Here is a 12,807-nt window from a genome sequence, read left to right as displayed (position 1 = left end):
CAGACTCGCCTTTTCCCTCCACCCCCACTACATGGCCGCCCATGGGACGTTTTTCGAAGATGCATGGCCTGGGCAACGACTTCGTCGTGATCGACGCGCGCGAAAGCGCGATCGACATGACGGAGGCGCGCGCCCGCGCCATTGCCGATCGCCATGCCGGGATTGGCTGCGACCAGTTGATCCTGATCGGACAGAGCGACGACGCCGATGTGTCGATGCAGATTTTCAACGCCGACGGCAGCGAAGTGGAAGCCTGCGGCAACGCGACCCGCTGCGTTCCCCTGTTCGTCGGCCGCGACGTGCTGATCCGCACCAGGGCCGGCCTGCTCGACGCCAAGAGTGTCGATGGCGGCGCCAGCGTCGACATGGGCGCGCCGCGCTTCGACTGGGACGCGATCCCGCTCGCCTACCCCATGGACACGCTGACCATGAACGCCAGCTGGGAAGACCTGCCCGCCCCCGCCGCCGTCAATGTCGGCAACCCGCATGTCATCTTCTTCGTGGATGATCTCGACACTGTGAACTTCGATCGGCTGGGGCCTCTGATCGAGCATGATCCGCTGTTCCCGCAACGCGTGAACGTCAATTTCGCGCAGGTGATCGGCGACAACCACATCCGCCTCGTCGTGTGGGAACGCGGCGCCGGCCTGACCCGCGCCTGCGGCACCGGCGCCTGCGCCACCGCCGTCGCCGCCGTCCGGCGCAAGCTGATGACCGGCCCCGTCACCGTCAGCCTGCCCGGCGGCGACCTCGTCATCGCGTGGGCGCCCGGCGGCTCGATCCGGATGACCGGCCCCGCCACCCATGTCTTTGACGGCGAGGCCGACTGGTCGCGTTTCTGACCGCCATGGCCGGTCCCGACATCATCACCATGGGCTGTCGCCTCAACATCGCGGAGAGCGAGGCGATCCGTAACATGGCGAGCGGGCAGGACGACCTGATCGTCGTCAACAGCTGCGCCGTAACCGCCGAAGCGGTCCGCCAGACCCGGCAGGCAATCCGCCGCGCCAGGCGCGAACGCCCCGACGCCCGCATCCTCGTCACCGGCTGCGCCGCCCAGACCGAACCCCAAACCTTCGCCGCCATGGCCGAAGTCGATGGCGTGATCGGCAATCGGGAAAAGATGGAGGCGAGCGCTTTCGCACCCGTGGCGGAGAAGGTGCGCGTCTCCGACATCATGGCCGTGCGCGACACCGCGCCGCACATGGCGTCCGCCTTTGCCGACCACGCCCGCGCCTTTCTGGAGGTCCAGAATGGATGCGACCATCGCTGCACCTTCTGCATCATCCCCTATGGCCGGGGCAACAGCCGCTCCGTCCCGGCGGGTGCCGTGATCGACAAGGCGAAAGAACTGGTCGACGCAGGCTATCAGGAAATCGTCCTGACCGGCGTGGACGTCACCAGCTATGGCCCGGACCTCCCCGGCAGCCCCTCGCTCGGCCTGCTGATCGAACGCATCCTGAAGGGCGTGCCCGATCTTCCCCGCCTGCGCCTGTCCTCCATCGACAGCGTGGAGATTGACGAGCGGCTGTTCGACCTCATCGCCCATGCACCGCGCATGATGCCGCATCTGCATCTGTCGCTACAGGCGGGCGACGACATGATCCTCAAACGCATGAAGCGCCGCCACGGTCGCGCCGACGCCATTGCCATCGTGCAGCGCGTGAAGGCAGCCCGCCCCGACATCAGCATCGGCGCCGACATCATCGCCGGCTTCCCGACAGAGGATGACGCGATGTTCGAAAACAGCTTGCGGCTGATCGAGGAATGCGACATCGTTCACGGCCACATCTTCCCTTACTCGCCCCGCACCGGCACCCCCGCAGCCCGCATGCCGCAAGTCGATCGCGCCACGATCAAGGCCCGCGCCGCCCGCCTGCGCGAAGCCTGCGCCACCCGCCGCGACGGCTGGCTGCGCAGCCTGATCGGCGCCACACAATCGGTCCTGGTCGAACGCAGCGGCCTGACCGGCCATGCCGAAAATTTCGCCCCGGTGCGCTTCGCATCGGCGCAAGCCCCATCCTCCATCGTCCGCGCAACCATCACGGGCCTTGAGAATGGCTCTCTGATCGCGCAAGAGGCAGCATAATGACTGATACCGGCACCAGCTGGCGCGACCGCCTCTTCGGCGGGCTGAAGCGCACGTCCGACAGGCTCGGCGACAATCTCACCGGCCTTTTCACCAAGGCCGCACTCGACGCGCAGACCCTCGACGAGATCGAGGAAGCCCTGATCGTCAGCGACCTTGGCCCCGCCATGGCCGCGCGCGTGCGCGATCGCCTGGCCGAAGGGCGCTATAACAAGGAACTGACCGAGGAATATCTGCGCGAAATCATCGCAGAGGAGATCGAGAAGACCCTCGCCCCGGTCGCCCGCCCGCTGGAGATCGAAGCCTTCCCGCGCCCGCAGGTCATATTGGTGATCGGCGTCAACGGATCGGGCAAGACCACCACCATCGCCAAGCTTGCCAATAATTTCCTGGAACAGGATTATGGCGTGATGCTGGCGGCGGGCGACACTTTCCGCGCGGCGGCCATCGGCCAGCTCAAGGTCTGGGCCGAGCGCCTTGGCATCCCTATCGTCGCGGGCAAGGAAGGCGGCGACGCGGCGGGCATCGTGTTCGACGCGGTCAAGCAGGCCACCGAAACCGGCATCGACGTGCTGATCGTCGACACCGCCGGCCGCCTTCAGAACAAGACCGAACTGATGGACGAACTGGCCAAGGTGCGCCGCGTGCTGGGCCGGTTGAACCCAGCCGCCCCGCACGACGTTGTGCTGGTGCTGGACGCCACCACGGGACAGAATGCGTTGAACCAGATCGAAGTCTTCAAGGAAACCGCGCAGGTGACGGGCCTGGTCATGACCAAGCTGGACGGCACGGCGCGCGGCGGCGTGCTGGTCGCAGCGGCGGAAAAATATCGCCTGCCTATCCACGCGATCGGCGTGGGGGAAAAGATTGAGGATCTGCGCCCCTTTGATGCCGGCGACATGGCGCGCGCCATTGCGGGGACGGCCTATGCCCGCTGATAGCACGCCTGCCACCAAGCCCGCCCATAACGGCACCCTGTCGCTTGCGCTCGATTTCGGGCCGCTGCTGGTCTTCTTCCTGACCTACAAGGGCGCAGGCTGGATCTGGGGGGCAGGCAACCCGATCACCGCCATGACCTTCGGCACCGCCGCCTTCATGGCCGCGATCGTCATTGCCGTCATCATCTCCAAGGTGAAGCTGGGCCGCGTTTCCCCGATGCTCTGGCTGTCCGCGTTGCTGATCCTCTTTTTCGGCGGCCTCACCATCTATTTCCACGACCAGAGCTTCATTCAGATCAAACCGACCATCATCTACGCCTTCTTTGCGCTGATGCTGTTCGCCGGGCTGCTGCGCGGCAAGCCGCTGCTCAAATATCTGCTTCAGGCGGCCTATGACGGGCTGACCCATGAAGGCTGGCTGAAATTGTCGCGCAACTGGGCCTTCTTCTTCGTCGCAATGGCCGTCGCGAATGAGGCCATGCGCCGCACCATGACGTTCGACACCTGGCTGGCGGTCAAGGTGTGGGGCGTGACCATCGTGTCGGTCGTCTTTGCCGCAGCCAACATTCCCATGCTGCTGCGCCATGGCCTGACGCTGAACGACGGGCTGGACAGCGACGAAGTAGGCGAAACGACACCGCCGCAGGGTTGAACGAGCCTCCCCGGACCTTTTGAAATACGCCCAAAAACATCCTATTTGTGCGATCGTTTCGCAATAGGCACATATCTGTTTTCTTGGGCGTTGGGTGCGCATATGGGAAGCGACGGAGGCGTCCACGCCCCGCATGGACCATATGATCAACCGGCCGCGCCACCCGTGCACGGCCGCCCCATAACGAACCCGAGGAGTTCCGCCATGGCCTTTGTTCTGCCCGACCTGCCCTATGCCAAGGATGCCTTTGGCGACATCCTGTCGGTCGAAACCTTCGATTTCCACCACGGCAAGCATCACAATGCCTATGTCGTGAAGGCCAATGAACTGGTCGCCGCCGACGAAAGCCTTCAGGGCAAGTCGCTGGTGGAACTGATCAAGTCGTCCAAGGGCGGCCTGTTCAACCAGGTCGGTCAGATCTGGAACCACACTTTCTACTGGAACTCGCTGTCGCCGGTGAAGACCGCCCCGACCGGCGAACTGCTCGCCAAGATCGAGGAAGCCTTCGGTTCGGTCGACGCCCTCATTGAAAAGCTCAAGGCAGAGGCCGTCGGCCACTTCGCCAGCGGCTGGGCCGCGCTGATCCTGAAGGACGGCAAGCTGGAAGTGACCAGCTATCATGACGCCGACACCCCCGTCGCGCATGAAGGCCACGCCCCGCTGCTGATCCTCGATGTATGGGAACATGCCTATTATATCGACTATCGCAACCTGCGCCCGGCCTATGCCGAAAAGCTGCTGAAGGAAGCGATCAACTGGGACTTCGCTGCCCTGAACCTGGACGGTGAAGGCGCCAGCCGCGCCGATCAGCCGGCCTGATCGTTCAGACGGGCCGGCGCTGCGCCGGCCCGTCTGCCGCGATACCGAACAGATACTCGCCGCCCTTGGCAAGGGGATCGCGCAGGAAGAAGGCTTACTTCATCCTCTCACCGATCAGATCGCCCCCACCCGGCCGCGCCGCCTGCGCTTGTCAGGCTGCTTCCAGTTGAGCCACGAACAGGTCGGCTGCCCGCTGCAATGCCTGCGCGGTTTGCGACAGGCCAGATGCAGCGCCCGACACACGGCTGGACAAAGCCTCGCTGTCGCGCGCCACATCCGCCACATCCCCCATCTGCCGGGTCATGACGGCGGCGTCGCGGGCTGTGTCGCGCGCCGACTGGCCGATTGCGGCGGTCGCATCCCGCTGGCTGGCGACCGCATGCTGGATTTCGTCGGCGGCATCAGCCAGTTGCCGGACAGCGCCCGCCACTTCCGACAGCGCATCCTGCGCCACCCCGGCACCTTGCCGAGCAGACCAGGCCAGCGTCTGGATTTCGCCCGTTGCATTGGCCGCCTGGCCGGCCAGTTGCTTGACCTCGCCCGCGACCACGGCAAAGCCGCGCCCGACTTCGCCCGCACGCGCGGCCTCGATCGTAGCGTTGAGCGCCAGCAAATTGGTGCGGGCTGCGATTTCAGTGATGGAGTCGGCAAAACTGGTGATTGACGTGGTGCGCCCTTCCAACTCGCGCATCACCTGATGTCCGGCACTGGACATGCGTTGCGCTTCCCCGCCAAGGCTGGCCTGCTGATGCGCGGCGGCGGCAATGGCGGATATGGATTCCGAAAGGCTTTCGATCCGGCTGGCCAGCATGGCCGCATTGGTCGATGATTGTTCAGCGACCTGCACCGTTTCCGCCGTCCCGGCGCTGGCGCGCTGCGCCAGTTGATTGAGTTGCCGCGCCGAATCGTCCAGATCGCGCGTAGCGGCGCCCACCGCCCCCACAATCTCGGCCACCGACTGGCGAAAATCGCGCGCCAGTGACAGCGTCGCCTGCTGCCGCTCAGCCGCCATTCGCGCCTTTTCCATTTCCTGCTGATCGCGCAGTCGCGTCGCCCGTGCGTCTGCCTCGCGGCTGGAAGCCATCGCCGTTTCCGCCGCGATGCGCCCGCCCTCCGCCTGCTCCGCCAATTGCCCGGCCTGGGCGATATGATCGTCCAGCGCCAGCAACAAAGTCCGCAAACGCACGGTCAAATAACAGAGCACCATGGCCTGCGCGATCACCGCGACGCCATGGATCGCAACCCGGCCGACATTGCTGCTATCGGGAAAGGCCCAGGCCGGCGCGACAAAATTCAGCGCAAGATGGTGCAGGGCAGTCAACGCCGAACCCAGCAGGATCGGTCGCCAGTCATAGAGCAACGCCAGCCCGGCCAACGCGACAAAGAAGAACATGTGCCCATCCATCTGCCAGCGATGGCCGGCAAGAAGGTAGAGGCCGATCGCCGGTTGCGCCGCCGCCAGCGTGCCCATCAGCAACCGCACATCCAGATCGCGGCGATGACGCAATATCTGCACCGTCGGCAGGATGTTGATCAGGACCGATAGCAAGAAGGCCCGGCCTCCATGCTCAACGGACAATATCATGCCGCCAATGCCCAGCATGATGGTCCAAAGCCAGTTGGCGAAAAGAAGTATCTGCAACCCGTGCAGACGCAGACGATCAAGGCTGTTCGCGCCGGTCAAAGGAACCGCTCCGTACAACCGCCTGCCTGCGACGACAGGAGCAGGACGCCGTGCCGCAACAATGGGCCGGACAAGGCGGCGCGGTCGCCATCGACCAGCAACGACCCTGTCCATGGTCCGGCCGACACCAGCCGGGCGCCATGGCGCACTGCTTCCGCGGCGAGTCCGGTCCGCGCCTGCCCCGTTATCGGCACCAGCAATATCCGTCCCTGCGCAGGCGGGATCGTATAGAGCAAGCCAAGCCCGAACAGGATGAGAATGCATTGCCCGATCAGAAGCGGGCTGGGCCGGAAAGAGGCGCGAGAAGACATTGCGCCTCTTTAAAAATCATTGGTAATTATAGAATTAAGACTGGCTGTCACAAATCCCCAGCGTCGTCGCCAGTTCATCCAGATCGGCTCCCGGACGCACCAGCAGCCATTGCCGGCTGTCGGCTCCGTCCACCACCGTCACGGCCCCCTTGGGACAAACGCCCAAGCAGTTCACCTCGACCAGACCGGCACTCGCTTTGCGTCCCTTTTTCAGCGATAAATGCCGACGCAGCGCCTTGGCCAGCCGTTCATCGCCATGCGGGCCAAATCCGCCATCCAGCTTCTTTGAACATTTACGGCAGATGAGGGCGACATTGCGCCAGTTGGCCTGGACATGATCTTTCAATCAGCCGCCTCCCGTGGCTTCCAGCTTCGCCGCTCCTCCGCCATGCGCAACACTTCATAAGCGGCCTGGATCGTCTGGAACCGCACTGCCGCATCGGCATCGCCGGGCTTGACGTCGGGATGATATTCCTTGGCCAGACGGCGCCAGCTCTTCTTCACCGCGTCAAAATCGGCATCATCCTCCAGTTCCAGCGCGGCAAGAGCATGCATCTCATCGCGCGACCGGCTGCCATCGCCCGGCCCGCCCCAGCCATGATAGGCGCTGGACTGAAAACCGCCTGCATCGCGGCGCTCATTGCGCTCGCGCTGCTCGCGCTCTTCGCGGTCCAGCCCCTGAAAATAGTCCCAGTTGCGGTTATATTCCGCCGCATGCTCGCTACAAAAATACCAGCGTTCACGGCTGTTTGGGGATTTGGGCGCGGGACAATCGCCCGGCTTGTCGCACCCATGCCGATCGCACAGGCGCACCTGTTGCGCCTCACGCGATGCGCCATAGCTGCGCCAGCGGGGAAAACCCCAGTCATTGGATCGGCTCTGTCTTGCCATGCCCCCTAGTTAGTGAAGGCGCATCACAAACGCCAGCCCATCCCCGCCGCTAGTCATCAGTTGGGCATACGGAAAGTGATGCCGCCCACGCTGCCGCCACAGCCCAGCGCCCCTGCGGGACGATAGCTTTGCTCAAAAGCCGCACGCGAATAGATCCGTACACTGTTGTTGCTGAACACCATCGGTGGATAGCTGATGATCGCCCGCTGGTTCAGGGTCTTGCCATCAGCTGAAACGTCAAACTGCACCATGCTCCACCCTTCGACCCCCACGCGCACCATATCCATCGGATAGTCGCCGCTGGAGGCCGGATTACCCCGCATGACCGGCTGGGCATCGACCACAGAACATTGTTGCGCCGTTAGCCCCGTCGCAAGGAAATCGGCGCGGGCGCCTGCCATATCCCGGGCAGCGACCCGTGCCGACGCCCGGCGGGTCAGCGCCGCCACACGCACTGGATCGTCGGCGGTCAGGGCAGGATCGGCGATGATCCTGTCCAATATGTCCCGGCTGCGCTGTTTCTCTCGCGGGCGCATCCGATCATATCCCAGCAGGCGCATCATTGCTGCCGCGCGGGGATCAGCCCCATAGTCCGAATCGGTCAAGCGACCATTTTCGCTATCTCTTATCTTCAATATGTCGGCATAGAGCAGCACCATCGGCGGCGCGCCCTGCGCCATCAATATTGTGCGTAATGCCACGGCATGATCCTGCGCCACCTTCCCCGCCGTCAGCGGATTTTCAAGCAGGCGCGCCAACACATCGGCTTGTGCGAGAGGAGCGCTACTACCGCTTTGCAAACGCGTCAGCTCATTTTCCAACGACAATTTCCGCTGCGCTTCCTGCTCGCCGGCCGGATCGAACGCGGGCGCGCCATGCTGATCGAGCCATTGGCGGAAGCTGGATTTCAGCCCTGCGTACAGCGACGGCCCGCCCTCTCCGGTCGAACATCGCAATTCGAGACGCGTGACCATACGGAAAAGAAGAGGAATTTGCGCAACATCCTCCGGCTTCCAGGTCCAGCGCGTGACAGCACGGGCAAAGACCAGCGCCATTCCGCCCTGCCGCGATCCATAGACTGGTCGCGCATAGCTGACGGCCCCGTCATCGCCGATGCCAAATTCCACGACGGCGACATCGTCGGGCTGCACGCCGTCTTCGCCACATTGCGGCAACGCCATGTCCGCACCATAGGTGAAGTCCTGCTTCTCCATCCGTCCGGCGCCGGTGTAGACCAGATAGTTGCGGGCCGTATCGCGATGCCCTGCCAGCATGGCTGCAATTGCAGCATCCGATCGGGCGACAAGGTCGGCGTAGCCCACCTTCATCGTCAGACCGCCTTCCGCCTTCACTGCCTTGGCGAAAGCGCTTTCCGCTTCGCCGAAGCGCCCTAGGTTGAGCAGCGCGCGCCCGCGCATCGCGGCGACGTAACCGGCAGTCGCCTTGTCAATCTCTGGCGCTCCCGCCATCAGCCGCTCTGCCTCTTCCGTCTTTGCCAGCCCAACGGCCGGATCGATGAAGATCGCGGCTTGCGCTTCTCCCGACAGCGCCGCTATTTTCGCACTGGCGTCATTGGCCACAGTCAGCGCATCCGCGTAGCGCGCCTGCGCCGCATCATAATCCAGGCTGTTGAGCGCCATTCGCCCCAGTGCCAGCAATGCCTGACAACGATCCATGTCGAGCGTCCTGTCGGTGGACGGTAATGCGGCGATAGCCTGTTCCAGCAACGGCTGCGCCTCCGCCCAACGGGACAATTCGGTCAGCGCAACCCCCTTGCGCAAACGCACGATCGCCAGCGATCGGGGCGCCTTCACGCGCTGTTCCAGCCCGGACAAGATATCGACGGCGCGGACATAATCGCCGCTCTGCGCGGCGGTAGCGGCGGCATCAAACGCCTGCTGAACGGTCAGAACGGGTGAAGGGCTATCCTGCCCCTGCGCCATGACGGGCATTATCGCCGCAGCCACCAGCAATCCACAGGCCCAAAGCCGCATCCACGCCCCCACTGTCGCGATCAGAAGGCGGTAGACTAACCATGGTTCATGCAGATTAAAATACAGTCATTACTACATGTTAAAATGAAATGGCAGCTACGGGATCTGCCATTCGATTCGCCAGAGGGCCTGTAAGCCGGGTTCTGTCCACTCCTTTCGGAGATAGGCGACCATTCCTCTAGGGAACGGATTGCTCCGTTCCTCAAGCAACCAACCCGGGCGATCTCGGTCGAAACAGACCTAGCAACCTTGCGACTGCGCGCCGCCCCTATTCGGTCTTGCTCCCGGTGGGGTTTACCGTGCCGCCTTGCGTTGCCGCAGACGCGGTGCGCTCTTACCGCACCCTTTCAATTTCACCCGACCGAAGTCTTAGGGCCAAAGCCCTGGGCGACCTGCTTTCTGTTGCACTGTCCCTTGGATCACTCCAGCCGGCCGTTAGCCGGCACCGTCATTTCGTGGAGCCCGGACTTTCCTCGCCGTGGAAGTTACCCGCCACGCCGCGGCCGCCCGGCCCTCTGGCGAAACGCGCCCTTAGACCGATTCGTCTGGCCAGTCATCCTTAATCAGTCGTCGCCCCGGGGCTTGGGCAACAGCAGGGCCAGCAGGATGGCGCGGCATTCGCCATCAATGATCCCATCAATCAGTTCGGGGCGAAAGCGCCGCTGGAAGGCGATGACGGCCGGCTGCGGTTCGGCAATGTCATAGCCGAAGCGTTCGAGCGCCAGCATGAAGCCGCCATCGGTCCAGTGCGGGTCCATCAGATTCTTGGTCGGACGCGGCAGCGCCAGCCGCAGGCGCGCCAGTTGGCCCCAGGGGAAAAGCTCGCCTGGATCCTGCTTGCGAGCCGGCGCAATATCGCTATGGCCCACGATATTCCCGCGCGTGATCCGATGGCGCTGGACGATGTCGTGCACCAGCGGGATCAACGATCCCATCTGCGCCTCCGGGAACGGGCGGTAGCCCCATTCATGACCGGGATTGACGATTTCGATGCCGATGCTGGCGGAATTGACATCATCTATACCGCGCCAGTGCGACCGTCCGGCATGCCATGCGCGTTTGGCTTCATCGACCATATGGACGATCTGGCCGCCTTCGGTCACGACATAATGGGCCGAAACCTTGGCTTCCGGATTTGCCAGCCATTGAATTGCGCTCTGCGCATCCGGCATTCCCGTATAGTGCAGCACGAGCATGGTGACGGGCAGAGCGCGTTCGTCGAAATTGGGCGACGGTGTTTCAATCATGGGAATATCGGTCATCGGGAAAGGCCAGTCACTTCCAGCAGTTCGAACATCGCGCCCTTCCGGCTCGCCCTTTTTGCGGACAGCCTGAAGCGAACAATGGCGAAGTGCGGCGCAGCAATCAAGCAGGGTTAATGACCGGTCCGTCAAACGATGCAAAACGGCGGTTCAGCCAAGCTTGCGCAAGACCCGGCCGCTATCGCGCGGCGACGGCGGCTTGGGGGCGTAGCCGCCGCGAAATTCGGCATGCGGAACGAAATCGTCGCCCTGACCGATCACCGTTTCCCCGGCCCCCAACAAAAGCACCGACCCTGCATGGCTGTGCCGGGCCAGTTGGTGCAGCACCGCCTGACGGCGCTCGGCGGTGAAATACAGCAGAACATTGCGGCACAGAAGCAGGTCATATTCACCCGTCGGCGCACTTGGATCGAACAGATTATCCTGCCGGAATTCAATCATCCGGCGCAGTTCGGCGCTGACGCGCCATTCCTCGCCATGGGGTTCGAACCATTTGATGAGGTCGCCCACTCCCATACCGCGCTGCACGTCCATCTGGGAAAAAACGCCAGACCGCGCCTGCTCGATCGCAGCGGAAGAAATATCCGTCGCCAATATTTCGATTCGCCATCCTGTCCAGCGCGCCGCATCGTTGCGCAGTCGGATCGCCAGCGAATAGGCTTCCTGCCCGGTCGAACAACCGGCACTCCAGATACGCAGGGTACGGTCCTGCCGATCTTCCTGAATATGCGGCAATATCTGACGATGGATCAGGTCGAAAATCTGAAGATCGCGAAAGAAGCTGCTTTCATTGTTGAGCAGCGCATTGACCACATCTTCTTCCAGCATCGCATTACGTTTGCGCACCACCTGCGCTGCCAGATCGTCAATATCGCGCAGTCCATGGGCGCGCATCACCGGGCGCAGCGCGGTTTCCATACGCCATGCGCGCCCTTCCGACAATATCTGCCCCGTCCGCGCCTCCAACAATCCCGAAAGAATGCGCGCTGCGCCCTGAAGGGCGGCATCTGGGGACGACAACGCCATCAGGCAACCACCCGCCCGCGACGCGCAACGAAATGCATGATCGTCGATGGCTCCATCACCGCGCAGGTCAGGCCCGCGCCGGCCACCGATCCCGGCATACCCCATACAACGCTGCTCGCTTCATCCTGCGCGACGATCCATCCGCCCGCCGCCACGATGTCACGCGCACCTACAGTGCCGTCACGGCCCATGCCGGTCAACACAATCCCCGCAGCCCCGGCACCATAGACCTCCGCCATGCTGGCGAACATCGGATCGACGCCGGGCAGGTTACCCGCGGGCGTGCGCTCAGGCGTCAGGACCACATTGACCCTGCCATGCAGCCCGCGCCGGACCTGAAGATTAGCGTCTCCGGGCGCGACATAGATGGTGTCTGGTGACAGCAGATCGCCGGTTTCCGCGACCTTCACCCGCAGGCTGGTCATGCGCGACAATTGTTGCGCAAAATAGCCAGTGAAGCTGAGCGGCAAATGCTGGGTCAAAAGTACCGGAACGCCCAGCGGCGCAGCAAGCCCCTGGAACAATTGGCCCAACGCATGGATGCCTCCGGTCGATGCGCCGATCCCCAGACAGGCGAGAGGCGCATCGGCCGGCGGGACCATGACCTGCGCCGGCACCCGTGGCAGGGGGGTGGCGGCCGGACGATCGCCAAACAAACGGTTCAGCCGTTCGATCAGCGCCTGCGGAAATTGCTCGCCGAAACTGCCGCTTCCCGGCTTCGACACGATGTCGCTGGCGCCAAGGGCCAGCGCCTCGACCGCGGCGGCGCTGCCTTCCTCGCACTTGCCGGACAGGATCGCCACCTTGACCGATGGGTTGGCGCGCAACACCTGCGGCAAAGCAGCCAAACCGCTTTGCCCAGGCAATTCGATATCCAGCAGGATCAGATCGACCGCATGATCCGCCAGATAGCCCAGCGCATGTTCGGCGCTGTTGGTTTTGTGCACCACAATATAGCGCGGATCGGCATTGAGGATGCGTTCGATGACGGTGCGAACGACAACCGAATCATCGACGACCAGCGTGCGCACCTTGCCGGCGTCTTTTTTGGGGCTGGCATGTATCGGCATGATGGCTGTCATCATGAAGGCTTTCTGCGCGAGATTGAAAACAGCGGGTTGAACGCCCCGAAAGGCATTGC

13 protein-coding genes and 1 other RNA gene are annotated in these 12,807 nt (G+C 63.3%); 5 read left to right on the top strand and 9 right to left on the bottom strand.

Annotated features, from left to right (window positions below):
• Positions 1 to 41 precede the first annotated feature (41 nt).
• The 5 genes from dapF to ACFOKF_RS04630 all read left to right on the top strand — a co-directional run bounded on the left by dapF (position 42) and on the right by ACFOKF_RS04630 (position 4,498).
• Entirely contained in the window at positions 42 to 842 is an 801-nt protein-coding gene (gene dapF, locus ACFOKF_RS04650; RefSeq protein WP_380793563.1) for a diaminopimelate epimerase, read from the top strand.
• 5 nt (positions 843 to 847) lie between these two features.
• Positions 848 to 2,089: a tRNA (N(6)-L-threonylcarbamoyladenosine(37)-C(2))-methylthiotransferase MtaB gene (gene mtaB / locus ACFOKF_RS04645; RefSeq protein WP_380793561.1), complete on the top strand. Its 1,242-nt coding sequence runs from the start codon at positions 848 to 850 to the stop codon at positions 2,087 to 2,089.
• Positions 2,089 to 3,027 carry a signal recognition particle-docking protein FtsY gene (gene ftsY, locus ACFOKF_RS04640; protein WP_380793559.1) on the top strand — a complete coding sequence of 313 codons (939 nt, stop codon included), beginning with the start codon at positions 2,089 to 2,091 and terminating at the stop codon, positions 3,025 to 3,027. The genes mtaB and ftsY overlap by 1 nt, the downstream gene beginning before the upstream one ends.
• Positions 3,017 to 3,679, top strand: coding sequence for a septation protein IspZ (ispZ, locus tag ACFOKF_RS04635; RefSeq protein WP_380793557.1), 663 nt, complete (start codon positions 3,017 to 3,019; stop codon positions 3,677 to 3,679). The genes ftsY and ispZ overlap by 11 nt, the downstream gene beginning before the upstream one ends.
• Before the next feature lie 204 nt (positions 3,680 to 3,883).
• Entirely contained in the window at positions 3,884 to 4,498 is a 615-nt protein-coding gene (locus tag ACFOKF_RS04630; protein WP_007713877.1) for a superoxide dismutase, read from the top strand.
• Positions 4,499 to 4,649: 151 nt separating this feature from the next.
• On the opposite strand, the gene ACFOKF_RS04625 is transcribed toward ACFOKF_RS04630, so the two are convergent.
• The 9 genes from ACFOKF_RS04625 to ACFOKF_RS04585 form a co-directional block, all read right to left on the bottom strand.
• A complete protein-coding gene (locus ACFOKF_RS04625) occupies positions 4,650 to 6,182 on the bottom strand; it encodes a methyl-accepting chemotaxis protein (RefSeq protein WP_380793555.1) in 1,533 nt (510 codons plus the stop codon).
• The gene (locus tag ACFOKF_RS04620) at positions 6,179 to 6,493 is read right to left on the bottom strand and encodes a hypothetical protein (protein ID WP_380793553.1); all 315 of its coding nucleotides are present in this window, start codon (positions 6,491 to 6,493) and stop codon (positions 6,179 to 6,181) included. The genes ACFOKF_RS04625 and ACFOKF_RS04620 overlap by 4 nt, the downstream gene beginning before the upstream one ends.
• A 34-nt stretch (positions 6,494 to 6,527) precedes the next feature.
• A complete protein-coding gene (locus ACFOKF_RS04615) occupies positions 6,528 to 6,839 on the bottom strand; it encodes a (2Fe-2S) ferredoxin domain-containing protein (protein WP_380793551.1) in 312 nt (103 codons plus the stop codon).
• On the bottom strand, positions 6,836 to 7,384 hold the full coding sequence (locus tag ACFOKF_RS04610) for a J domain-containing protein (RefSeq protein WP_380793549.1): 549 nt from the start codon (positions 7,382 to 7,384) through the stop codon (positions 6,836 to 6,838). The genes ACFOKF_RS04615 and ACFOKF_RS04610 overlap by 4 nt, the downstream gene beginning before the upstream one ends.
• Positions 7,385 to 7,440: 56 nt before the next feature.
• Positions 7,441 to 9,351, bottom strand: coding sequence for a hypothetical protein (locus ACFOKF_RS04605; RefSeq protein ID WP_380793547.1), 1,911 nt, complete (start codon positions 9,349 to 9,351; stop codon positions 7,441 to 7,443).
• Between the two features lie 143 nt (positions 9,352 to 9,494).
• Positions 9,495 to 9,897, bottom strand: an RNA gene (gene rnpB, locus ACFOKF_RS04600) — RNase P RNA component class A.
• 44 nt (positions 9,898 to 9,941) lie between these two features.
• Positions 9,942 to 10,640: an N-acetylmuramoyl-L-alanine amidase gene (locus ACFOKF_RS04595; RefSeq protein ID WP_380793545.1), complete on the bottom strand. Its 699-nt coding sequence runs from the start codon at positions 10,638 to 10,640 to the stop codon at positions 9,942 to 9,944.
• A gap of 150 nt (positions 10,641 to 10,790) precedes the next feature.
• The gene (locus ACFOKF_RS04590) at positions 10,791 to 11,666 is read right to left on the bottom strand and encodes a CheR family methyltransferase (RefSeq protein ID WP_380793543.1); all 876 of its coding nucleotides are present in this window, start codon (positions 11,664 to 11,666) and stop codon (positions 10,791 to 10,793) included.
• Positions 11,666 to 12,748, bottom strand: coding sequence for a chemotaxis protein CheB (locus ACFOKF_RS04585; RefSeq protein ID WP_380797655.1), 1,083 nt, complete (start codon positions 12,746 to 12,748; stop codon positions 11,666 to 11,668). The genes ACFOKF_RS04590 and ACFOKF_RS04585 overlap by 1 nt, the downstream gene beginning before the upstream one ends.
• Between the last annotated feature and the right edge of the window lie 59 nt (positions 12,749 to 12,807).

The sequence above is a fragment of the Sphingobium rhizovicinum genome (assembly GCF_042647625.1).
Lineage (GTDB): Bacteria > Pseudomonadota > Alphaproteobacteria > Sphingomonadales > Sphingomonadaceae > Sphingobium > Sphingobium rhizovicinum.
Note: the sequence above shows the minus strand (reverse complement) of the source record. Positions and strands in the feature narration are given on the sequence as shown.